23 protein-coding genes and 1 pseudogene are annotated in these 22,116 nt (G+C 44.4%); 20 read left to right on the top strand and 4 right to left on the bottom strand.

Features of this window, described 5'->3' with window-relative positions; genetic code table 11:
• Nucleotides 1-62: 62 nt before the first annotated feature.
• A complete protein-coding gene (locus ABUE36_RS09990) occupies nucleotides 63-269 on the bottom strand; it encodes a hypothetical protein (RefSeq protein WP_421016671.1) in 207 nt (68 codons plus the stop codon).
• Nucleotides 270-407: 138 nt separating this feature from the next.
• Here ABUE36_RS09990 and ABUE36_RS09985 point away from each other — a divergent pair, with 138 nt between their 5' ends.
• From ABUE36_RS09985 to ABUE36_RS09940, 10 genes and pseudogenes are all read left to right on the top strand, one after another.
• A complete protein-coding gene (locus ABUE36_RS09985; RefSeq protein ID WP_162855692.1) occupies nucleotides 408-1,679 on the top strand; it encodes a betaine/proline/choline family ABC transporter ATP-binding protein in 1,272 nt (423 codons plus the stop codon).
• Between the two features lie 2 nt (nucleotides 1,680-1,681).
• Complete coding sequence (locus ABUE36_RS09980) at nucleotides 1,682-2,326, top strand: ABC transporter permease (RefSeq protein WP_161002460.1); 645 nt, start codon at nucleotides 1,682-1,684, stop codon at nucleotides 2,324-2,326.
• A complete protein-coding gene (locus ABUE36_RS09975) occupies nucleotides 2,326-3,264 on the top strand; it encodes an osmoprotectant ABC transporter substrate-binding protein (RefSeq protein ID WP_161002454.1) in 939 nt (312 codons plus the stop codon). The genes ABUE36_RS09980 and ABUE36_RS09975 overlap by 1 nt, the downstream gene beginning before the upstream one ends.
• Before the next feature lies 1 nt (nucleotide 3,265).
• Nucleotides 3,266-3,946, top strand: coding sequence for an ABC transporter permease (locus ABUE36_RS09970; RefSeq protein ID WP_161002455.1), 681 nt, complete (start codon nucleotides 3,266-3,268; stop codon nucleotides 3,944-3,946).
• A 620-nt stretch (nucleotides 3,947-4,566) separates the two neighbouring features.
• A complete protein-coding gene (locus ABUE36_RS09965) occupies nucleotides 4,567-5,574 on the top strand; it encodes a serine hydrolase domain-containing protein (protein WP_421016670.1) in 1,008 nt (335 codons plus the stop codon).
• 92 nt (nucleotides 5,575-5,666) lie between these two features.
• Nucleotides 5,667-6,632, top strand: a complete 966-nt coding sequence (manA, locus tag ABUE36_RS09960) for a mannose-6-phosphate isomerase, class I (RefSeq protein ID WP_161002457.1) — start codon at nucleotides 5,667-5,669, stop codon at nucleotides 6,630-6,632.
• 514 nt (nucleotides 6,633-7,146) lie between these two features.
• Nucleotides 7,147-8,077, top strand: a pseudogene (locus tag ABUE36_RS09955) (IS30-like element ISLpl1 family transposase).
• 22 nt (nucleotides 8,078-8,099) lie between these two features.
• On the top strand, nucleotides 8,100-8,474 hold the full coding sequence (locus ABUE36_RS09950; protein ID WP_421016669.1) for a hypothetical protein: 375 nt from the start codon (nucleotides 8,100-8,102) through the stop codon (nucleotides 8,472-8,474).
• 12 nt (nucleotides 8,475-8,486) lie between these two features.
• Complete coding sequence (locus ABUE36_RS09945) at nucleotides 8,487-9,845, top strand: amino acid permease (RefSeq protein WP_421016668.1); 1,359 nt, start codon at nucleotides 8,487-8,489, stop codon at nucleotides 9,843-9,845.
• A 48-nt stretch (nucleotides 9,846-9,893) separates the two neighbouring features.
• Nucleotides 9,894-10,478 carry a hypothetical protein gene (locus tag ABUE36_RS09940; protein ID WP_161004245.1) on the top strand — a complete coding sequence of 195 codons (585 nt, stop codon included), beginning with the start codon at nucleotides 9,894-9,896 and terminating at the stop codon, nucleotides 10,476-10,478.
• 113 nt (nucleotides 10,479-10,591) lie between these two features.
• Here the strand turns inward: ABUE36_RS09940 and ABUE36_RS09935 are convergent, their stop codons facing one another.
• Together ABUE36_RS09935 and ABUE36_RS09930 are read right to left on the bottom strand one after the other, a co-directional pair.
• A complete protein-coding gene (locus tag ABUE36_RS09935) occupies nucleotides 10,592-11,299 on the bottom strand; it encodes a type 1 glutamine amidotransferase (protein WP_161000776.1) in 708 nt (235 codons plus the stop codon).
• Nucleotides 11,299-12,660 (bottom strand): Mur ligase family protein, encoded by a 1,362-nt coding sequence (locus tag ABUE36_RS09930; protein WP_161000777.1) that lies wholly within the window; start codon nucleotides 12,658-12,660, stop codon nucleotides 11,299-11,301. The genes ABUE36_RS09935 and ABUE36_RS09930 overlap by 1 nt, the downstream gene beginning before the upstream one ends.
• Before the next feature lie 213 nt (nucleotides 12,661-12,873).
• Between ABUE36_RS09930 and ABUE36_RS09925 the strand changes: the two genes are divergently transcribed.
• Genes ABUE36_RS09925 through ABUE36_RS09910 form a run of 4 tightly spaced genes read left to right on the top strand, consistent with a single transcriptional unit; the run spans nucleotide 12,874 to nucleotide 16,462 of the window.
• On the top strand, nucleotides 12,874-13,449 hold the full coding sequence (locus ABUE36_RS09925) for a thymidine kinase (protein ID WP_017261024.1): 576 nt from the start codon (nucleotides 12,874-12,876) through the stop codon (nucleotides 13,447-13,449).
• Between the two features lie 34 nt (nucleotides 13,450-13,483).
• On the top strand, nucleotides 13,484-14,566 hold the full coding sequence (prfA, locus tag ABUE36_RS09920) for a peptide chain release factor 1 (RefSeq protein WP_017261025.1): 1,083 nt from the start codon (nucleotides 13,484-13,486) through the stop codon (nucleotides 14,564-14,566).
• Nucleotides 14,559-15,404, top strand: coding sequence for a peptide chain release factor N(5)-glutamine methyltransferase (prmC, locus tag ABUE36_RS09915; RefSeq protein ID WP_161000778.1), 846 nt, complete (start codon nucleotides 14,559-14,561; stop codon nucleotides 15,402-15,404). Before prfA ends, prmC begins: the two co-directional genes overlap by 8 nt.
• Before the next feature lie 32 nt (nucleotides 15,405-15,436).
• Nucleotides 15,437-16,462, top strand: coding sequence for an L-threonylcarbamoyladenylate synthase (locus tag ABUE36_RS09910; protein ID WP_161000779.1), 1,026 nt, complete (start codon nucleotides 15,437-15,439; stop codon nucleotides 16,460-16,462).
• A gap of 57 nt (nucleotides 16,463-16,519) precedes the next feature.
• Here the strand turns inward: ABUE36_RS09910 and ABUE36_RS09905 are convergent, their stop codons facing one another.
• Nucleotides 16,520-17,449, bottom strand: coding sequence for an IS30-like element ISLpl1 family transposase (locus ABUE36_RS09905; protein WP_096109805.1), 930 nt, complete (start codon nucleotides 17,447-17,449; stop codon nucleotides 16,520-16,522).
• Nucleotides 17,450-17,612: 163 nt separating this feature from the next.
• Here ABUE36_RS09905 and glyA point away from each other — a divergent pair, with 163 nt between their 5' ends.
• From glyA to atpH, 6 genes are all read left to right on the top strand, one after another.
• Nucleotides 17,613-18,851, top strand: a complete 1,239-nt coding sequence (gene glyA, locus ABUE36_RS09900) for a serine hydroxymethyltransferase (RefSeq protein WP_161000780.1) — start codon at nucleotides 17,613-17,615, stop codon at nucleotides 18,849-18,851.
• 76 nt (nucleotides 18,852-18,927) lie between these two features.
• Entirely contained in the window at nucleotides 18,928-19,557 is a 630-nt protein-coding gene (upp, locus tag ABUE36_RS09895) for a uracil phosphoribosyltransferase (RefSeq protein ID WP_161000781.1), read from the top strand.
• Between the two features lie 504 nt (nucleotides 19,558-20,061).
• On the top strand, nucleotides 20,062-20,766 hold the full coding sequence (gene atpB / locus ABUE36_RS09890) for a F0F1 ATP synthase subunit A (RefSeq protein ID WP_161000782.1): 705 nt from the start codon (nucleotides 20,062-20,064) through the stop codon (nucleotides 20,764-20,766).
• A 25-nt stretch (nucleotides 20,767-20,791) separates the two neighbouring features.
• Nucleotides 20,792-21,004, top strand: a complete 213-nt coding sequence (gene atpE, locus ABUE36_RS09885) for a F0F1 ATP synthase subunit C (protein WP_017261249.1) — start codon at nucleotides 20,792-20,794, stop codon at nucleotides 21,002-21,004.
• A gap of 47 nt (nucleotides 21,005-21,051) precedes the next feature.
• The gene (gene atpF, locus ABUE36_RS09880) at nucleotides 21,052-21,576 is read left to right on the top strand and encodes a F0F1 ATP synthase subunit B (RefSeq protein WP_421016667.1); all 525 of its coding nucleotides are present in this window, start codon (nucleotides 21,052-21,054) and stop codon (nucleotides 21,574-21,576) included.
• Nucleotides 21,560-22,105 carry an ATP synthase F1 subunit delta gene (gene atpH, locus ABUE36_RS09875; RefSeq protein WP_017261247.1) on the top strand — a complete coding sequence of 182 codons (546 nt, stop codon included), beginning with the start codon at nucleotides 21,560-21,562 and terminating at the stop codon, nucleotides 22,103-22,105. The genes atpF and atpH overlap by 17 nt, the downstream gene beginning before the upstream one ends.
• Nucleotides 22,106-22,116: the final 11 nt, after the last annotated feature.

Raw genomic sequence — 22,116 nt, 5'->3', positions numbered from 1 at the left:
TACTCATCATTGTGAATGATTAAACTAATTTTAGCATATTCGTTTATTTTCAATAAGCCGGATTAGTGGTGAAACAACAATTGCCATTCTAACCACAGCCACAGGCCAAATAAAACTAGCACATAGATAGCACATGCCCAGAAGGCAATGATAATAAACGTGTTGATAATAAACATTCGGACAACCAACAACCCTAAGGCTAAAACTGCAGCAATGACCAAGCGTCGTTGAATGCCGTCCAGATGTTGACGAAGTTCTTGTTGAGACAAACTGACCAATCCTTCCTCTTTTCTTGCATTTTACACGCTGAACACGTTAGGGTGGTAAGTAACATCAATTAATTAATGAATTTAGGCAAGTAAATTTGTAAAACTAGAGAAAAAGGGTGAATAACCGTGTTCTTATCGATGAGCCACTTAAACAAGACATACTCCGGTAATAAGGTCGCCGTTGAAGATTTTAACTTGGAAATTGAAAAAGGCGAGTTTATCTGTTTTATCGGGACTTCTGGATCCGGCAAAACAACGACTATGAGAATGATTAACCGAATGTTAAACCAAACGTCCGGTACGATTCAAATTGAGGGACAGGATATTTCTAAAATGAATCCGGTCCAATTGCGGCGTCGGATTGGCTATGTAATCCAAAATATTGGTTTGCTGCCACACATGACGATTCGTGACAACATTACGTTGGTGCCCCGCCTCTTGAAATGGCCTGAGGACAAACGTAATCAACGCGCTAAAGAAATGATTGAGATGGTTGAACTGCCAGACAGTTTCCTAGACCGTTATCCGGCTGAATTGTCCGGTGGTCAGCAACAAAGAATCGGTGTGGCCCGTGCACTGGCCGCGGATCAGGATATTATCCTGATGGATGAAGCCTTTAGTGCACTGGACCCCGTGACCCGTGAAATGTTGCAAGACCTCGTGAAAAATTTGCAGCAACAGTCTGGCAAGACCTTTGTGTTCGTCACTCATGACATGGATGAAGCCTTAAAGTTGGCAACACGCATTGTGGTGATGTCCCACGGGAAAATGGTTCAGGTGGCTACGCCGGAAGAAATTTTACGACACCCGGCTAACGACTTCGTTGAAGAGCTGATTGGCCGTGAACGCCTTATTCAGGCTAAGCCAAGTATCACCACTGTTGGCCAGGTGATGTTAAAAACACCGGTTGCGATGGTTTCATCGGCCACTTTGGTGCAGGCATTGAAGCTAATGCACGATCGGCGAGTTGATACGCTACTGGTGACGGATAAAGAGAATCATTTGCGCGGCTTCGTTGATATTGAGACCCTAAACGACAACTACTCACCAACCAAACAGTTGGGGGATATTTTTAACGAACGCATTTTCTATGTAAATGAGAATGCGGTCATTCGTGATACCGTGGATCGTATCTTGAAGCACGGTTACAAAAACGTGCCTGTTGTGGACGACGATGGCAAGCTGGTCGGTATCGTGACGCGTGCCGCGTTGGTGGACATCGTGTATGACGCATTGTTTGTCGATGATAAGTTGGATAGTACAGGCAATGATGATCAGGAGACGACGGGGATGACTCAACCGAGCGCTGAAAGTGCCACGAGTCAAACAGCTGAGTCTTCTCAAAGCCAGCAAGCCAGTGCGGAATCTGCTAGTACAGCAACATCTGATGAGACAAAGGTGGGTGATTAATGATGATCACCTTCCTACAAAATTTTGGTGGCCAATTAATCTTCAAAACGTGGCAGCACCTGTATATTTCAGGAATTTCCTTGTTTCTTGGCGTAATCGTGGCGATTCCGCTTGGCGTTTTGTTGACACGATTTAAAAAGATTGCCGGGATTGTTATTGGGTTAGCCAGTGTCTTACAAACGGTCCCAGCGATGGCCCTACTAGCATTGATGATTCCACTGTTTGGTATTGGCGCTAAACCAGCTATTATTGCGTTATTTATCTATTCGTTGTTACCGATTTTAAGAAATACGTACTTAGGATTAGAAGATGTGAATCCCAGCGTCTTAGACGCCGCTAAGGGGATGGGCATGAGCGAACTTGAGTCCATTCGAATGGTTGAGTTACCGCTGGCAGCACCGGTGATTATGGCCGGTGTCCGTTTGTCAGGCACTTACGTCATTGCATGGGCAACGTTAGCTTCCTATATCGGTGCAGGCGGCCTTGGGGACTTTATCTTCAACGGTTTGAACTTGTACCGGGGTGACCTGATTCTTGGTGGTTCAATTCCCGTTATTATTTTGGCGCTAGTTGTGGATTATTTGTTGGGTCTGCTAGAAAAGGCTCTGACACCGCGGGTTATCGGCGATGAAGGGGGTCAAAGCTAATGCGACATTTACAACGAAAAGTTTGGTCATTGGTCATTGTTGCACTAGCCGGTGTGATGCTTTTGAGTGGCTGTGGTTTTCCTGGTCTCAACAACTCGTCAACAGGAACCGTTCGGATTGCTTCCATGTCGACGACGGAATCACAGATCATGGCAGAAATGTTAAAGGATCTGATTGAGCATGACACGAATTATAAAGCAACGATCGTTTCCAATTTAGGTTCAGGTAATGTTACCTTCAACGCGCAAAAGCGTAATGACGCGGATTTATCTGCGGTGCGTTATACGGGAACGGATTTAGAGTCGATCATGGGTAAAAAGATTGACCGCTCTCGCACGCAGGCCCAAACGGATGCTTACGTTCACCAATACTTTAAAAAGCATTATCACATGACGTACTTCCCGAGCTATGGATTTGCGGATACTTATGCGTGGATGGTGACGAAAGATTATGCCAAAAAGAATCATGTGAATACAGTTAGCGACCTAAAGTCACACGCTAGTCAGATGAAAGTGGGGATCGATCCGATTTGGGAGAATCGTCATGGCGACGGTTACGCCGATTTCAAACGGACTTATGGGTTCTCGTTTGGCGATTTGTATCCCATGCAGATTGGTTTGGTTTATGAAGCACTGTCACAAGGCCGGATGGATGCTGTGCTAGGCTATTCTACAGATGGGCGAATTAAGAGTTATAACTTAAAGGTTTTAAAGGACAATAAGAATTTCTTCCCGCCCTATAACTGTAGCGTTGTGGCCAACGATGCTGCCTTGAAGAAGTATCCTCAACTGAAAAAGACACTGCGTAAACTGAGCGGCAAAATTAGTTTGAACACGATGCAGAAGTTGAATTACGAAGTGGATAATAATCTTGAGGAACCTGCGACGGTTGCCCAACGTTACTTGCATCAACATAATTATTTTGAAGGGGGTCGGTAATATGAGTCAGCTAAATATATGGCAACAATTACTGTATTATTTTCAGCATAATGGCTTATATGTTTTGAGTCAGTTTAACCGACACTTCCTTATTTCGATTTATGGTGTGTTGTTTGCTGCAATCGTTGGCATTCCGATTGGCATCTTGATTGCCCGCAACCGTCATTTGAGTGGCTGGGTAATCGGAATTGCCAATGTTATTCAAACAATTCCGTCACTGGCAATGCTGTCGGTGTTGATGCTTGGCCTTGGTCTTGGCGTAAATACCGTTATCGTGACGGTGTTTCTGTATGCGTTATTGCCAATTATCAAAAACACGTATACCGGGATGTTAAACGTTAATCCAGATGTTCTGGATGCCGGCAAAGGGATGGGAATGACCCGTCTTGAAGTGCTACGTTACATTGAACTGCCGCTTTCATTGTCTGTTATTATGGCAGGCATTCGAAACGCTTTAGTGTTGGCAATCGGGATTACTGCCATTGGTTCGTTTGTTGGCGCTGGTGGTCTTGGTGATATCATTATCAGGGGCACGAATGCCACAAATGGTGGTGCAATCATTTTAGCGGGCGCGTTACCAACCGCCTTAATGGCCATTGTTTCCGACGCAGTGTTGGGTTGGCTACAAAAGTTATTTGATCCTTCGGCACGTCGCAATCATGCGCAGGGTGCAGAAGAATAGACAGTATTCGTAACCTCAATAATTAGGCGCGCCATTACTTTAATGAGCGTGCATTACGCTTACGGTTGTCAACATTGATACACTCGCCGTGGGACCGGTTCGATCCCGCAGTTCACGGTCTTTCACCTCGCCGTAAAGCCTCGTGAAAAGCCGAGTCTTCACGACAGTCCGTTGTGTAAATTCGAGAGAGCCATTTGAATTAACACAACTTTCACGGCTCGGTATCAATGTTGACGCCCTCCAGCTAACAAAGTGACGGGTTTACGTGCAAAATATGTAAATGAAAATTTGTAGAATTTTAACTCTTGTAGTAGTGGAGCTGACTGGAAACAGAGTTCTGTGTCGGCAACACTTGGCGGCGAGAATTTGGCCGCTTAGTGTTGCGGGATGACTTATGAGACGTGGTTTGACGGCTCATAATCAAGGGTGAAAACCGCGTTTTGTGCGGGTTGAACCCGGTCCCATGGAACGGCGTTTCCGGTCAGTGTAACGGATGCTAAACATCATGATCTATTCAGGATTTTCAGTTTATGAGGATTGTTCTTTAAATTGAGTGCTAGGCGTTGTTGTTCACTGAAGTAGTTGACGACAGCGCCTTTTATTGAAAAAGGTGACAGTAAATGCGTGATTATAAACAAACACAACGTGTAATTCAGGACTTGCTGGATGATCAGATTGTACCCGGGGTCAGTTACGCGTTGATCGATGGCTCAGAAGTGTGCCAAAAGGTGAAGGGTGATGCCCAGTGGTGGCCTGAACATGAACCGTTAAAACCGGGGATACTGTACGATTTGGCCTCGTTGACTAAGGTAGTTGGTACCACGACGGCATTATTACAATTAGTTGAGCAAGGTCAGCTTAGTGTCGATGATAAATTGGCCCAGTTCGTTCCTGAATGGCATGATAACCGCGTTTCGTTACGAGATCTGCTGACACATATATCGGCGATTGCGGGATACATTCCGCATCGCAATGAGTTGCCAGCTGATCAGCTTAAACGAGCGTTGCTACAGCTACCAGTTGGTGACACGTTTGAACAGCGCGACCATTATACCGATATTGGTCTGATTTTTATCGGGTATGTGTTGGAAGCCGTTTATCATCAACCAGTGCAACAGATTATTGAGGAACACGTTTTGAAACCGCTGAAAATGAGTGCGGCGACATTTACACCGGATCCGTCAAACAGTGTGCCAACCGAATTGACTCAACAGGGGCTGATTCGCGGACGTGTTCATGATCCGAAAGCCGCTATTTTAGGTAAGCATTGCGGATCTGCTGGGTTGTTTGCATCATTAGCTGATATGACAACTTTTGCCCAGTGGTTTTTAAGTGATCGTGACGACGTTTTGACTGCCAAGACGCGTGACTTGTTGCGGACAGATCAAACACCATCGCACGACTTAGGCCGTTCATTAGGGTGGAATTTATTAGCGAGTTCGGATAACACACATTTGGTCAGTTTTCACACGGGATTTACTGGCACCATCATCATTTTGGATCGGGTTACGAAACAGGGGCTAGTGTTATTGACAAATCGAGTGCATCCAAGCCAAAAAAATCACCGCTTTATTGAGTGGCGACCGTCGCTATACCGGACCTTTTTAGACGAAGTTGCTGGTGGTTAAAATAACGACCGACATACTGTGCTAAACTGAAAGAAGTGTATAAGCCCAACTGTGGGTTAAATCCAAATTAATTACAATTAGGGGTGCGTTTGATGACTGAACCAATGTTTATGATTCCAGTGTTCCATGAAAAAATTTGGGGTGGCACTGGTCTTCACGATCGCTTTAACTATGATATTCCAACGGACCACACCGGTGAAGCGTGGGCCATTTCCGCTCATCCACATGGTCCCGCAACGGTTGTAAATGGTGAATTCAAAGGTGAATCATTGGACACGATTTGGGCTCAGCATCGCGAAGTGTTTGGCAACGCTAAGGGTGATGTGTTCCCATTATTGACAAAAATTTTGGATGCGCACGAGGATCTGTCAGTGCAAGTTCACCCAGACGACGCTTACGCGGAAGAACATGAGCATGAACTTGGTAAAACTGAGTGTTGGTACGTGATTGCCGCAGAACCAGGTGCCAAACTTTATTACGGGCACCATGCACAAACTCGTGAACAACTCGCTGACTGGATCAATAATGACCAGTGGGACAAGTTGTTTCGCACGGTACCAGTGAAGGCCGGCGATTTCTTCTATGTTCCTAGTGGCACGATCCATGCGCTTGGCGCTGGGATCATGGTGCTTGAAACACAGCAAAGTTCGGACACAACATACCGTGTTTACGATTGGGATCGGACGGACGCTAAGGGTCGCAAACGACCATTACACAAGCAACAAAGTATCGATGTGACCACGGTACCGCATGTTGATCCAAAGCTTGATATTACAAAAACAACAGTAGGCAAGGCCACAATCACAAAGTTTGTTGCCTCTGAATTCTTTGCGGTTTATGAATGGCGGACAAACGGTGGGGAAGCCCACTTTAGTCGCGGCAAGGCGCCTTATACCTTGGCATCTGTACTTGATGGCCGTGGTGAACTGATTGTCCCCGGTGAGCAGCCATATACCCTGGTTAAGGGAATGCACTTCATTATTCCATTTGGCATCAAAGAATGGACCGTTAAAGGTGATGTACAAATCATTGCCAGCGAACCCGGCGCTAAAGCTTAGTGTCACAATTGCTGTCACCGTAAACGTTGTGGGGATGTCGATATTGACATTCGGAAGCGGCATTAATTGAACAGTTAAGAAGTCAACCAGACCTGTTACTAACATGTAGCAGGTCTTTTTGTGTATTCATCAGTCAAACGTAAAAGCTAATTTTGCCAAGCAAACATATTCGAAAAACAGCGGTTTTGGTGATTAGTGACGTGAACTAAATTAAATCAATCGAACTTACCAATTGAAATAAAGAAATTAATGTTTGCATTGAAAATGTAGTTATCATTGATGGCTGTCATTTTTGAAAATGCGTAGGCTACATAGTGAATCTGATATTTAAGCAGGTTCAGTGAGACTGACAAAGGGACAAGAAGGTGACAATTATGCCAAGTTCGGCACTTAATCAACTTATGATGATGTATGAAGTAGATTGTAAAATTAATCCGAACGCTGTTCGGACAAAAAAGATCAGCTTCCTTTAAAATGGTGTTTACAACAAACCCATCTTTTAGGAGCTGATCTTTTGTCTAGTATAACCTATTCCGAACGAATTAAAATCGAAACCTTTTGTGAACTAGGGCTGTCCAATATCCAAATGGGCGTTCGGCTGAACCGATCACCGTCAACAATTTCTTATGAATTATCTCGATGTCAACCTTATCAGGCTGAATTAGCACAAACAGATGCCGAATACAAGCGATCACGATGTGGTCGGAAAACTAAGCTGAGCGATGAGTTAAAGCAAACAATTCTCAACCATTTACATCTAAGCTGGTCACCAGGAATGATTGCTCACGAATTTAAACTAGCGACTAAATCTATTTATAATTGGCTAAATCAGGGGAGAATTGGTTTCTCCTTGAATGATCTACCTGAACATGGCGTACGCCAACGGCGTAACGTTGACCAACGATCCAAATATAATCAATCTTTGGGGCGATCGATTGAACAGCGTCCCATGATGATTAATCAACGTAATCGCATCGGTGATTTTGAACTAGATACCGTCGTTGGCCCTCGTGGGCATAGTAAGGCAGTTTTATTAACTTTAATCGATCGCAAATCACGGTTCCCTTTGGGCATATCGGTTAAAGGACCGAACGACAGCGAGTGTTAATGAAGCACTGACTAAGTTCCTAACAACTTTTAATGGACCGGTGCACAGTTTTACTGTGGACCGTGGTACTGAGTTTAGTGGGCTAGTATCATTTGAATCACAATATGGTATTAAGACCTATTACTGTCATGCTTATACGCCAGCTGAACGTGGTAGTAATGAACGCTTTAATCGGAATTTACGTTATTTTTATCCTAAGGGGACTCGTTTTGAGCACATTAGTGCTCAAGATTTAACGACGACGTTACTCCAAATTAACCAGAGACCGCTTAAAATACTTGACTGGAAAACACCGTATCAGGTTATGCTGACCAATTTGTCCAAAAATTCGGATTAAATTTGCAATCTACCATGAACGAATGAAGCAGCTCGTGGAACATGACACGTTAACAGATGACGTCGCGGCGCAATATCAGCATCAGCTCGCCGGCGTTGTAATTGACGATGACGTGGCCCCTGCTGAGCAGCAATTCCTGAAGGGACTGCAGAATAATATTTCCGCGATGCTGGCGGCTGTCGGTCACCATAGCATTTTTCTGACAATCATTAATGATGATGGGTCTTTTTCACCGTTTGAGATTAATGTCACAGATATGATTCATCTGCGTGAGACGGACTTAGATTTATATAATCGATTGCAAGACGATGCGTTTATTTATCAAACGCAGCATTTAGACGGACCGGCAGCATTAGCTTTGTTCCAACGGGCACCGTGGTCGGCAGGCTCACAGTAAGGGGGCATCTGTATGGCACAACAACAACTGGCGCGTAATCTGCGCAATCGCCAAATTCAGTTGATTGCAATTGGTGGCACCATCGGCACTGGCCTGTTCTTAGGATCTGGCCGTGCCATCCACTTGGCGGGACCGTCAATTCTCCTGAGTTATATGTTAACGGGGGTAGTCACGTTTATCATCATGCGTGCGCTAGGCGAAGTGCTTCTTTCTGATGAACGATTTAATTCATTTGTCGATTTTATTCGCCAGTATTTAGGAGAGACGGCTGGCTTTATTGCTGGGTGGACATACTGGCTATGTTGGCTAGTGACGGCGATGGTCGAACTGACTGCTGTTGGGCTTTACTTTCGATTCTGGTGGCCTTCGCTGCCTCAATGGTTACCAGGGCTCGTATTGCTACTGGTTTTGCTGGGGCTGAACCTAATCACAGTTCGGTTGTTCGGTGAAACGGAATTTTGGTTTGCGTTGATTAAGGTGGCGGCCATCATTCTATTGATTATCATTGGTACGGTCATGATTGTCATGCATGTCAAAACGGCTAACGGGGTCGTTGGTTTGCAGAATCTGGTCAGTCATGGTGGGCTGATGCCAAACGGCTGGCGTGGCTTTGTGACCGCGTTGCCAATGGTCGTCTTCAGTTTTGCCGGCATTGAATTAATCGGTCTCACCGCTGCCGAAACGAAAGACCCTCGGAAGATTCTCCCCAAGGCAATCAATGAACTGCCAGTAAGAATCATTTTGTTTTACGTCGGTGCACTATTCATTATCATGACGATCATTCCGTGGACGGTGGCTAATGCGAACCAAAGTCCGTTTGTTCAAGTATTTGCCGCTGCTAGAATACCGGCCGCTGCCAGCATTATTAATTTTGTGGTTATCACTGCGGCAACATCGGCTTGTAACAGTGCGCTATTTTCGACTGGCCGGATGCTTTATACCTTGACGAATCGCTATCATGGTCGAGGAATTGCTAAGCTGGGCCGTTTATCTAAGACGCAGGTGCCTGGCAACGCGCTGACGTTTTCAGCAGGTATTATCATGATTGCGTTGATTTTAAATGGCATCATTCCAAACCAAATCTTTACGATTTTAGCAACGATGTCGACTACTTGTTTCTTGTTTGTTTGGGTCATGATTATTGTGGCTCATTTACGATACCGGCAGAAGGTAGGTGTCGGTGACGGGACGTTTTTGACGCCCTTAACACCTGTAAGTGACTATTTTGTACTGGGCTTTTTGGCATTTGTTGTTATTGTGATGTTATTTAATGCGTTAACAATTGTGTCAGTCTTCGTTGTCGGCGGTTGGCTGGTTTTGCTGTTTGTCATCAAACGAACAAAGACGGACATTATTCAACGGACGAAATAGCACGCAATTTAATCAACAATACCGGTTTATGAATGGGAGGAAATCAACATGGCATTTGTTCAATTAAAGGATCACAAATCACGTTACTTATGGATTCCAGACGACTATACTTTGATTTCAACTGAATCGCATGAACGTAACGGCGAACCAATCACAATTGAGCGCTATCAAGAGCAGCCAACGTTTTTATTACATGGTGCACAGGTAACCACTATCTACGCAAACGATGGTCAGGACTTACAAAGTTACCACAACTATACACAGGCACCTGATCAGCCGTTGCCGGGCACCCAGGAAGCAGAGAAGTTGGCCGAAGATGTTTGGACCGACACAGATCCAGATTTTGCGCGCGGTCTGTCCTTGCTGGTTGTGGAAAATCAACAACGGTCCTATGTGGACGCTAATGGTGAGGAGCACCAGTTCCCAGTTTTGTGGGTCAAATTTGCTCATGAGAATGGGTCGTATAATTGGGTAACAGTTGCTGGTGGCAACAAGATTGTTGAAGTTGAGCGTAATTCCGAATGGGATTACTTTGGTGGTCGCCGTGCTACAGAAGAGTGGGACAACGATGACTGGGTTCAGGCTCGAAATGGCGAACGGCCACAGTTGGCTGCACCACATGCGCGAGCATAGATAGTTGTCAAAGTGCTTACTTTGAATCTTGGCTCTAGCGTGACGCAAAAACGACACAACGTGATCTTTTCACGCTGTGTCGTTTTTTTTAGTTATTTGGATTCTAGCAAATGTTAGAACGTTGCTGGAATGACCATGTTTTCCTGTTCGCTAAAATCTTGGTCTGGATACTTGCGCTTTAATGCGGCGACTAGCAGATGCTTGGCAATGTCACCATTCCGGGTCAGGATGGGACCGTGGAAGTAGGTGCCATAGACATTTTTGTAGTGGACGCCTTCAGTGCCATCCGCACCGTTGTTACCAGCACCTTCGGAAACAACTCCTAGTGGCGCCTCATCCTTACCGAGAAATGTCATTCCTTGATGATTTTCAAAACCGTGATAGACTTCGCCGGTTTGTTCATCTTTGATAATCGTATCACCGATAAAACGATGGTCATGCTGATTCTTCGTGTAGTGGGTCATAGACTTGGTTCCAGTAATGCGCTCACCATCCGCGCCAATATAATATTGACCCAGTAGTTGAAAGCCGCCACAGATAGCTAGGGTAGGGCCGCCGTCTTCGATAAAGTCGGTAATAGCTGCCGCCTTTGTTGGTAGGTCTTTAGCCACGATGGTTTGCTCGAAATCCTGTCCACCGCCGAAGAAAACAATATCAAAATCATTAGGATCAAATGGATCACCGAGACTGACCAATTTTGTCGTTACATCAGCGTCCATTTTTTTGGCGTAATACTGCATTGCTAAAATATTACCGACGTCACCATAGGTATTCATCAGATCGCCGTAAAGATGGGCGATTGTTAAATGATAGTTAGCCATTAAGCACCCATTCCTTCCTTTATCAAACCTTCACTGGCTAATTGTTTACGTAATTGTAGCACGGCCGTATAGGTTGCCAGTACATACACTTTTTTGGTTGGCAGTTCCTTGATCTTGGCAGTGACCTTAGTTAAGTCAGGTTCAATCATCGGTTGATCGATACCTGCCACCTTGAGTCGGAACGTAATGTCTTTATAGCGTTCGCCACCGGTCAAAAATGCTTTTATTTTGGGATTCTCGCCAGTACCAGCAGCACCAAGCTTTTCAAATTCACCATCCCAGATCCAACTAGTATCAATACCGTCAGCATAATTGGCATTGAGTAAGCCGACGAATGAGAAGTTCTCAGGTTCTGTTAAAATCATGTCGATAACCTGATTCACACCAACGGGATTCTTAATCAAAATCAAGGTGACGTCTTTATCGCCGACGTGGACGACCTCTTGGCGGCCAAAGACACGTTCATCACTGGTGAAAGCTTGGCGAATTTGAGCAGGTTCTACATTGAGAAAGCGACCAACGGCGTACGCGGCGAGCGCGTTATAGATATTGTATAAACCACCGATGCCAATCCTAAATGATTCGCCATCCAAATCAAACGTTGATGCAGTTGGTGTCATGGCACCTAATTTAGTAACCGCATAGTTAAGTTCTGGACGGTGGAAACCACAGTTAGGACAGAAGTAATCGCCTAAGTTACCATAAGTCATAAAATGATAGTGCAAAACGTGCTGACACTTTGGACACAAGATGCCATCCGTATTCGTCGGTGCCTTCATATCACCTTTTGGGAGGTGATTGAAGCCGTAGTAAATTTTGGGGTTAGGCAGATCAACTGAGTTAAAGAGTTGAGCGTCACCATTCGCAATGATAGTCGCTTCAGGTGCAAGCCGCACGCCATCGATAATTTTTTTGTACGTTGTGTAAATTTCACCATAACGATCCATTTGATCACGGAAGATGTTGGTGAACACAAACGCAATGGGCTTAATGTAGCGTGTTACTTTAATAACGTTTGCTTCATCCACTTCCAAGACAGCTAGTGGGCGTTGCCCCCGTGACCGTTTGGCGTGAAGAAATGTGCCGACAATACCTTGTTCCATATTTGAACCAGTGGGGTTTGTCAAAACGTGATTGTATTTTTCGCGTAAAACACGCACGGTTAGGGCAGTCGTCAGTGTCTTTCCGTTTGTTCCAGTGATCACGATGACATCATAATTTTGACCCAAATGTTTCAAGATTTCGGGGTCAATCCGGGTGGCTAGTTTGCCAGGTAATGATGAACCACCGTGCATAAATGTGTGTAAAAACCAGTATGATGTCTTGCCAACTGCTGTGGCAACCCCGCTTCGTAATGACATGAAAAGCTCCTTTAATCTGTAATTAACTTTAGCCAGTTTAGCACATCTCGTCTAAAACCCACTGCCCGATGCTCAGTTTTAATGAATTCACTAACTACTTAACTGTCGATCAGAGAAAGCAAGTTCAAACATGTTTGGCCGTCGTGCTGTTCAAGTATTGGTCCATTCGGTATAATGGAAAGCGATAAAATTTTTGACAGAGGAAGGCATCGCATGGCACAGTTATTTTTCCGGTTCGGGGCAATGAACTCAGGTAAGACGATTGAAATCTTAAAAGTTGCGCACAATTACGAGGAACAAGGCAAGTCCGTTATTATTATGACAAGTGCCGTGGATACTCGTGATGGTGAAGGTTACGTTTCGAGCCGAATTGGTTTGAAGCGTCCAGCTCACACCATTAAAGCAGATACTAACGTCTTCGAGGCCGTTAATGAAATTGATCCGGAAGCGTCTTGCGTGCTGGTTGATGAAGCTCAATTTTTACAAAAACATCACATCTTGGAGTTAACTAAGGTTGTGGATGAACTGCACATTCCGGTGATGACGTTTGGACTGAAAAATGATTTTCGCAACGAATTGTTCGAGGGATCAAAATACCTATTACTTTACGCTGACAAGATTGAAGAAATGAAAACGATTTGTTGGTTCTGTGCCAAAAAGGCAATCATGAATCTCCGTTTTCACGATAATAAACCCGTTTATGAGGGTGAACAGGTCCAGATTGGTGGAAATGAAAGTTATTATCCAGTGTGCCGTGAGCATTATTTTAACCCGCCTTTACAGAAGTAAACTGACAGAACGAGCGAAGTAGGAGACAGAAGTTATGGATGAAATGTTTAATAAACTGCAGGCCGTGTCGGACCGCTATGAGGAACTTAATGAACTCATGAGCGACCCTGAGGTCATTGCAGATTCAGATCGCTTTATGAAGCTGTCCAAAGAAGAGGGGAGCATTCGTGAAACGGTCGAAAAGTACCGTCGTTATCGCAAAGTGATGGATGAAATCAGCGATGATAATGATTTACTTCATGAAAAGCTTGATCCTGACATGGAAGAGCTGACTAAGGAAGAACTAAAAGAGTTGGAAGATGAAAAAGCCCAGTTGGAACAGGAAATTACTGTTTTGATGCTACCTAAGGATCCAAATGATGACAAGAACATCATCATGGAAATTCATGGAGCTGCCGGTGGTGATGAAGCCAGCTTATTTGCCGCGGACTTATTCAATATGTATTCTCGTTATGCTGAAAAGCAAGGCTGGCAAGTAGAAGTCATCGACGAAAATGCAACTGAAGTGGGTGGCTTTAAAGAAATTGTCCTGATGATTACGGGCGATAAGGTCTATTCCAAACTGAAGTTTGAAAATGGTGCACATCGGGTTCAACGGGTTCCGGTGACAGAATCTGCTGGTCGTGTGCATACCAGTACCGCGACTGTTGGTGTGATGCCAGAGTACGAAGATGTTGATATCGACTTAGACCCAAAGGACATCCGGACTGATGTGTTCCGTTCATCCGGTGCCGGTGGTCAGCACATTAACAAAACAAGTTCAGCCGTCCGGATGACGCATATTCCGACCGGTGTAGTTGTGTCAATGCAGGATCAACGGTCGCAGCAGCAAAACCGTGTCAAGGCGATGGAAATTCTGAAACAGCGTGTGTACGATTACTACGCTTCCCGTGAACAGAGCGAATACGACGAGCAACGTAAGAGCGCAGTGGGGACTGGGGACCGTTCGGAACGAATCCGGACGTACAACTTTCCTCAAAACCGGGTTACGGATCACCGAATCAATTTGACCTTGAACAAGTTGGATCGCGTGATGAACGGTGAGTTAGACGAAATTATTGATGCCTTGCTTTTAAATGAACAGGCTGAAAAGATGGATGAGTTAAATCGTGGATAAGCCAACTATTTTAGAAGCCCAGCAGTGGGCTTCTTCTTGTTTTGACCAACAGTTAAAAAATAATGACCCCAACTTATCGGCCAGTATTATGATGGATTTGTTTGATTGGTCGCGAACCCAGTTATTGATGCGTTTAAGAGATGCGCTGACAGCAGCTCAATGGGAAGCCTATCAGCAGGCCGTCCAACGGATTGCAAAGGGAGAGCCTGCTCAATATGTGATCGGCAAGGCTCAGTTTTACGGACACTCATTTATGGTGACACCTGCTGTATTGATTCCCCGGCAGGAAACTGAGGAACTTGTTGATTGGGTGCTGACTGATCATGATGATGTCGCTAAAAGCGTCTTGGATATTGGCACGGGTAGCGGCGCATTAGCCATCAGCATGGCATTAGCACGGCCGCACTGGCAGGTAATAGGCACAGACATCAGCGATTCTGCCATTCAGGTTGCCAAGCGAAACGCACAATCACTGCGAGCAAGCGTCGGTTGGCAGGTTGGTGATTTGTTTCAACCTGTGGAAGATAAGGTGTTTGACCTGATTGTTAGCAACCCACCATATATTAGTGAGGCTGAGCGACCTTTGATGGATCAAAATGTATTAGATTATGAACCCCATCAAGCGTTATTTGCGGATCACCAAGGTTTAGCAATTTACGAACGGATTGCACAACAACTGGCCGATCACTTAACAGACCAAGGCGTCGCGTACTTCGAGATTGGCTTTGCCCAAGGCAAGTCGGTCAAACATTTGTTTGAGACGGCTTTACCTGAAGCACAAGTGACATTGCGACAAGATATTACCGGTCATGATCGAATGATTCGTGTTCAACGGTGAACGCGAACTTTAGAACAGGAGGATGTAAGGGCATGGAAACGAAGCGTTTTTCAAACCATGAAATTGAAGCTGCTGCCGCGGCATTACGAGATGGGCAGTTGGTTGCATTTCCAACCGAGACTGTTTATGGGTTGGGGGCCGATGCGACAAATGAAACAGCAGTTAAGCAAGTGTATCAAGCAAAGGGGCGGCCAAGTGACAATCCGTTGATCGTTCATGTAGCCGACGTTGAAACGGTGACCGCATTAACAGAACCACTATCGGAGGTCGCTAAAAAATTAATGGCGGCTTTTTGGCCAGGTTCGTTGACAATGATTTTTAAATTGAAGCCAAATGTATTGTCCAAGGCCGTCACGGGTGGTTTGGACACAGCAGCATTTCGTTTTCCAGCTAACAAGACGACATTGGCGTTAATTAAAGCTTTAGGACGGCCAATGGTAGGTCCATCTGCCAACACGTCTGGTAAGCCAAGCCCGACCACGGCCGATCACGTGTTACATGATTTGAACGGCAAGATTGCGGGTGTCGTTGACGATGGTCCAACCAAGGTTGGCGTTGAATCAACGGTATTAGACATGTCAACCGATCAACCGGCCATTTTGCGGCCAGGAGCAGTCACACCTGAACAAATCGAAGCGGTAATTAAGCAAACTGTTGCGACAGAAGTCCACAAAGTTGGTGCTAAAGAAACACCGAAAGCGCCTGGAATGAAGTACAAACACTACGCACCGGCCGCCCAGGTTTACATCGTTAACGATGGTGACTGGCAGTCCGCATTAGACTGGGCTGGTCAGCAGCCTGTCCAAATAGGGTTGATGGCGACCAAAGAACGTTTGGCGGGATTGCAATTGCCAACGAACGTAGAAGTATTTGAACTTGGACAAAATGTGACGACCGCTAGTCATTTGCTATTTGCGGGATTGCGCCATTTTGACGATGAAGGTGAAATCAAAGATATCCTGGCCGAGGGTTTCCCGGCCAACGGACTTGGGCTGGCATACATGAACCGTTTAAAAAAGTCTGCTGGTAATGTTTTCTTCACGACGTCACAAATCTGATTGCGTGATAATTTCCGATTAGCGTAAAATGAAGATATGGTTTGGTAGATTGCAAATTTAATCCGAATTTTTGGACAAATTGGTCAGCATAACCTGATACGGTGTTTTCCAGTCAAGTATTTTAAGCGGTCTCTGGTTAATTTGGAGTAACGTCGTCGTTAAATCTTGAGCACTAATGTGCTCAAAACGAGTCCCCTTAGGATAAAAATAACGTAAATTCCGATTAAAGCGTTCATTACTACCACGTTCAGCTGGCGTATAAGCATGACAGTAATAGGTCTTAATACCATATTGTGATTCAAATGATACTAGCCCACTAAACTCAGTACCACGGTCCACAGTAAAACTGTGCACCGGTCCATTAAAAGTTGTTAGGAACTTAGTCAGTGCTTCATTAACACTCGCTGTCGTTCGGTCCTTTAACCGATATGCCCAAAGGAACCGTGATTTGCGATCGATTAAAGTTAATAAAACTGCCTTACTATGCCCACGAGGGCCAACGACGGTATCTAGTTCAAAATCACCGATGCGATTACGTTGATTAATCATCATGGGACGCTGTTCAATCGATCGCCCCAAAGATTGATTATATTTGGATCGTTGGTCAACGTTACGCCGTTGGCGTACGCCATGTTCAGGTAGATCATTCAAGGAGAAACCAATTCTCCCCTGATTTAGCCAATTATAAATAGATTTAGTCGCTAGTTTAAATTCGTGAGCAATCATTCCTGGTGACCAGCTTAGATGTAAATGGTTGAGAATTGTTTGCTTTAACTCATCGCTCAGCTTAGTTTTCCGACCACATCGTGATCGCTTGTATTCGGCATCTGTTTGTGCTAATTCAGCCTGATAAGGTTGACATCGAGATAATTCATAAGAAATTGTTGACGGTGATCGGTTCAGCCGAACGCCCATTTGGATATTGGACAGCCCTAGTTCACAAAAGGTTTCGATTTTAATTCGTTCGGAATAGGTTATACTAGACAAAAGATCAGCTCCTAAAAGATGGGTTTGTTGTAAACACCATTTTAAAGGAAGCTGATCTTTTTTGTCCGAACAGCGTTCGGATTAATTTTACAATCTACTGTTTGAATAATTAAATACAATCAGATCACGTAGGGTTACTGAACCTGTCAAGGAGGAATTGCCGATGAGTTATCAAGACACAGATCCAGAATTATGGCAAGCAATCGCCAACGAGGGGAACCGTCAGCAGCATACCATTGAGTTGATCGCGTCTGAAAACATTGTTTCAGATGCCGTTCGGGCCGCACAAGGCTCCGTTTTAACCAACAAGTACGCTGAAGGTTACCCAGGTCACCGTTACTACGGTGGCTGTGAATATATTGATGTTGTGGAACAACTTGCAATTGACCGTGCCAAACAACTCTTTGGTGCTGAATACGCTAATGTGCAACCGCATTCTGGTTCGCAGGCAAACATGGCGGCTTACATGGCTCTCATTAAGCCAGGGGACGTTGTGATGGGGATGGCACTGGATGATGGCGGTCACTTAACTCATGGCTCTAAAGTTAACTTCAGCGGCAAAACATATACTTTCTATGGCTACCATGTCGATCCAGAGAGCCAACGGTTGGATTATGACGCCATTTTAAAACAGGCTCAGGAAGTTCATCCCAAATTAATCGTTGCGGGCGCTTCTGCTTACAGCCGTATCATTGACTTTAAGAAGTTTCGTGAAATTGCAGATGCAGTTGGTGCCAAGCTTATGGTTGATATGGCTCACATCGCTGGGTTAGTGGCAACTGGGTTACATCCAAGTCCAGTACCATATGCAGATGTTGTCACGACAACCACTCACAAAACACTTCGTGGGCCACGTGGTGGACTGATTTTGGCTAAGGCTGAATACGCGAAAAAGTTAAATTCAGCTGTCTTCCCGGGCACTCAGGGTGGTCCTTTGGAACACGTTATTGCTGGTAAAGCAGCTGCGCTGGGTGAAGACTTGCAACCTGCTTTTAAGGTTTACGGCGAACAGGTCATTAAGAATGCACAAGCGATGGCTAGCGTATTCAATGCGGATGATCAGGTTAAAATTTTGACCGGCGGTACGGATAATCACTTAATGACACTAGATCTGACCGGTACGTCATTAACTGGGGCAGCCTTACAGGATTTACTTGATGCTGTCGATATCACGACGAATAAGGAAGCGATTCCTAACGATCCCGCTGGTCCACGTGTTACTTCTGGATTACGTTTAGGCACGCCGGCGATTACTACTCGTGGCTTTGGTGAGACAGAGAGCAAACAGGTTGCAGAATTGATTCTATCAATCATTCACCATCCCGAAGATGCCACTGTGGCCCGTAATGTAGCAGTTAAGGTGCGTCAACTAACAGATGCGCATCCAATTAATGTGAATTAATCAAGAATTACGCTCGCGTTCAGAGCTAAAATCGACTAGAATTAGGTTCAGAAAATAAAAGGGAGTGTGGCATCCGATGGGGAAGTTTGAGGTTCTTGATCACCCGTTGATTCAACATAAATTAACGATAATTCGTAACCGGGATACAGGCACGAAGGTCTTCCGTGAAGTTGTGAACGAAATTTCAACACTTATGGCTTATGAGGTTTCACGCGATATGCCGTTGGAAGATGTCGAAGTAACAACGCCAATCGAAAAGACAGTAAAGAAGCAGTTGGCTGGTAAAAAGGTCGCTATTGTGCCAATTTTACGTGCAGGTTTAGGAATGGTCGACGGATTTTTGAACTTGATCCCTGCTGCTAAGGTTGGTCATATTGGGATGTATCGTGACGAAGAATCATTGCAGCCCGTTGAGTATTTTGTCAAAATGCCAGCTGACATTGATCAACGTCAGATTTTTGTTGTTGACCCAATGTTAGCTACTGGTGGCTCAGCAATTATGGCCATTGATGCACTTAAACAACGAGGTGCGCACAGCTTTAAATTTATGTGTTTAGTAGCAGCCCCAGAAGGTGTAAAAGCTTTACAAAAAGCTCATCCAGAAGTTGAAATTTACACGGCTGCATTGGATGAAAAGCTCAATGAAGATGGTTATATCATGCCTGGTTTAGGGGATGCCGGTGACCGTTTGTTTGGCACAAAGTAATTATTTGTTTTCTGATTTCAATATTTAGTGAGAAACCTAAAGCTTCCTGATGATCAGTTATCAGGGAGTTTTTTTATTTGCTCGCCCTTGGTGTACAGCTGACAACGTGTTCGGTAATCAAATAATCAAACTAGAAAAGATTTAGATACTAATCCACAGTGACTGAACTACAATAAGGTCACTTTCCAATTGTGCTGTCTTTATAATTCTTTCACAATCAGAAAAGTGTTCATTAATAAAAATTGTTAATGAAAGGAGAATAATGTAAATAATTTTCTCGAAGTTGTTGAGAACGGTTGCAAAACGCTAAAAACTTTGTCGGAGCAAGAATAATCAGACATTAGAGAATGCGAAATTCTTTTGCGATTGATTTTCAATGGTGGTATCATATTTCTGTATTTTGAACAGCAGGAGCTCGAATTTTATGGCTATTTTTACATAACTGTAACGAGCTGGTTCACAATATTGCAACACAACTAAGGTTACGGAAAGAGGTGATATTTAGTGGATTCCTTCCAATTTTTGGGGCTGACTTTTAACACCGCCAACATTATCTCGATTACAATTGCGTTTGCCATCGTGTTTTTTGTCGTTTTCTTCTTATCGAGAAGAATTACGATGAAGCCAACCGGTGGCCAAAATATTTTGGAGTGGATAATTGATTTCACCAACGGTATTGTTCGTGGTCAATTACCTGGACGTGATGGCGGTCAGCTTGGATTATTTGCGTTTACAGCGTTTCTTTTCGTTTTCTTCGCTAACCAGTTAGGTTTGTTCCTACAGGTTTCTGTGAACGGCGTTGATTATGTTCGTAGTCCAACTGCTAATCCAGTTGTGACGCTAACGATGGCTATGGTTACACTAGCGTTGGCTCACTACTTGGGTGTGGTTAAGTTCGGTTTTGGTGGTTATATTTCAAATTCTTATCTCAAACCATTTGCAGCATTACTACCAATTAACCTCGTCGAAGAATTCACGAACTTGTTAACGTTGGCTTTGCGGCTTTACGGTAACATCTTCGCTGGTGAGACGTTGTTGAAACTGATTGGCGGAATGGCCTTCTCACACGGTCTTCCAACGATTATTGTAGCGTTACCACTTGAGATTGTTTGGCAGGGATTCTCGGTATTTATCGGGGCAATCCAAGCCTATGTTTTTGTAACCTTAAGCACAGTATATATTTCTCGGAAAGTTACGGTAGAGGAATAAAAATTTCTTAGGAGGATTCAATATTATGGGAGCAATTGCTGCTGGAATTGCCGCTGCTGCGGCAGCTATCGGTGCCGGTGTCGGCGACGGGATGGTTATTTCTAAGACCTTGGATGGTATGGCACGTCAGCCAGAATTATCCGGTCAACTTCGTGGAACGATGTTCATTGGTGTTGGTTTAATTGAAGCTATGCCAATCATTTCTATCGTTATCGCCTTCTTAGTTATGAACAAGTAGTTTCAAGACTAAAGAAGTACTAATTCTGACAAGGGAGGTGCCAATAGATGTTTTCACCATTAGTTTTAGCGGCTGAAAAGGGTTTTGATTACGGCGATATGCTGTTTTATATGGTCGCATTTGTATTGTTAATGTGGTTAGTTAAGGTGTTTGCTTGGAAACCCGTTACGAAAATGATGAATGACCGGGCCACGAAAATTGCTAACGACATTGATTCTGCTGAAAAGTCACGCTCTGATGCAGAAAGTTTAGCAAGTCAACGTCGTGATGCACTTGCCAACTCACATCAAGAAGCCTCAACAATTGTTGCTGACGCTAAGGATGCGGGTAATCAACAACGTGACAAGATTATTAACCAAGCACAATCAGATGCCCAGAAGTTACGCGAGAACGCAACTTCTGATATTGAACAACAACGTCAAGACGCTCTTGTAAGCGCACGTAAATACGTGGCTGATTTGTCTATTGAGATTGCTTCCAAGATCATTCACAAGCAATTAAATGCCGACGATCAAAAGGCATTGATTGATTCTTATATCGAAGGGTTGGGAAAAGATGACCAAACTCGCTAAATCGCAAGTTGCTCGTCGTTATGGTCGTGCTATGTTTGACGCGGCAAACGAAAAGCAGCAACTGGAACCGGTTTATGATGAGCTCATCCAAGTCCAAGGCGTTTTTCAATCCGTGCCTAATTTGGGAACGGTTTTGACAGGTGCTGGTTTACAGAACCCCGAGAAAGAAGCCCTCTTGAAGCCTTTGTTAAGCTCAACTAGTCCACTAGTTCATAACTTTTTACAAATGCTTTTCGACTACGGCCGGTTGGATGATACGGTCGCAATCATTGATGAGTTCAAACGGCTCTATGATGAACAAAACCAAACAGTTTATGCTGATGTAACTACTGCTGTAAGTCTCGATGAGACTCAAAAACAACGGTTGGCAGACAGCATTGCTAAGCGGGTCGGTGCTAAAACTGTACACGTTAATCAAATCGTTAATCCGGATATTATTGGTGGCGTTATCGTCAACAGTAATAACACTGTGATTGATGGTTCGATTCGTACCCGTCTGGCGCATATCCGTCAAAGTTTGACGCGATAAATTTTTAAACA

Source organism: Furfurilactobacillus cerevisiae, from assembly GCF_048961765.1.
In the GTDB taxonomy this organism is placed as follows: Bacteria; Bacillota; Bacilli; order Lactobacillales; family Lactobacillaceae; genus Furfurilactobacillus; species Furfurilactobacillus milii_A.
The sequence above is the reverse complement of the archived record's forward strand: the minus strand, read 5'-3'. Positions and strand labels throughout refer to the sequence as shown.

Coding starts and splice junctions, on each gene's coding strand:
- ABUE36_RS09985 (WP_162855692.1), top strand. CDS start 408: ATGAGCCACTTAAACAAGACATACTCCGGTAATAAGGTCGCCGTTGAA.
- ABUE36_RS09980 (WP_161002460.1), top strand. CDS start 1,682: ATGATCACCTTCCTACAAAATTTTGGTGGCCAATTAATCTTCAAAACG.
- ABUE36_RS09975 (WP_161002454.1), top strand. CDS start 2,326: ATGCGACATTTACAACGAAAAGTTTGGTCATTGGTCATTGTTGCACTA.
- ABUE36_RS09970 (WP_161002455.1), top strand. CDS start 3,266: ATGAGTCAGCTAAATATATGGCAACAATTACTGTATTATTTTCAGCAT.
- ABUE36_RS09965 (WP_421016670.1), top strand. CDS start 4,567: ATGCGTGATTATAAACAAACACAACGTGTAATTCAGGACTTGCTGGAT.
- manA (WP_161002457.1), top strand. CDS start 5,667: ATGACTGAACCAATGTTTATGATTCCAGTGTTCCATGAAAAAATTTGG.
- ABUE36_RS09950 (WP_421016669.1), top strand. CDS start 8,100: ATGAAGCAGCTCGTGGAACATGACACGTTAACAGATGACGTCGCGGCG.
- ABUE36_RS09945 (WP_421016668.1), top strand. CDS start 8,487: ATGGCACAACAACAACTGGCGCGTAATCTGCGCAATCGCCAAATTCAG.
- ABUE36_RS09940 (WP_161004245.1), top strand. CDS start 9,894: ATGGCATTTGTTCAATTAAAGGATCACAAATCACGTTACTTATGGATT.
- ABUE36_RS09935 (WP_161000776.1), bottom strand. CDS start 11,299: ATGGCTAACTATCATTTAACAATCGCCCATCTTTACGGCGATCTGATG.
- ABUE36_RS09930 (WP_161000777.1), bottom strand. CDS start 12,660: ATGTCATTACGAAGCGGGGTTGCCACAGCAGTTGGCAAGACATCATAC.
- ABUE36_RS09925 (WP_017261024.1), top strand. CDS start 12,874: ATGGCACAGTTATTTTTCCGGTTCGGGGCAATGAACTCAGGTAAGACG.
- prfA (WP_017261025.1), top strand. CDS start 13,484: ATGGATGAAATGTTTAATAAACTGCAGGCCGTGTCGGACCGCTATGAG.
- ABUE36_RS09910 (WP_161000779.1), top strand. CDS start 15,437: ATGGAAACGAAGCGTTTTTCAAACCATGAAATTGAAGCTGCTGCCGCG.
- glyA (WP_161000780.1), top strand. CDS start 17,613: ATGAGTTATCAAGACACAGATCCAGAATTATGGCAAGCAATCGCCAAC.
- upp (WP_161000781.1), top strand. CDS start 18,928: ATGGGGAAGTTTGAGGTTCTTGATCACCCGTTGATTCAACATAAATTA.
- atpE (WP_017261249.1), top strand. CDS start 20,792: ATGGGAGCAATTGCTGCTGGAATTGCCGCTGCTGCGGCAGCTATCGGT.
- atpF (WP_421016667.1), top strand. CDS start 21,052: ATGTTTTCACCATTAGTTTTAGCGGCTGAAAAGGGTTTTGATTACGGC.
- atpH (WP_017261247.1), top strand. CDS start 21,560: ATGACCAAACTCGCTAAATCGCAAGTTGCTCGTCGTTATGGTCGTGCT.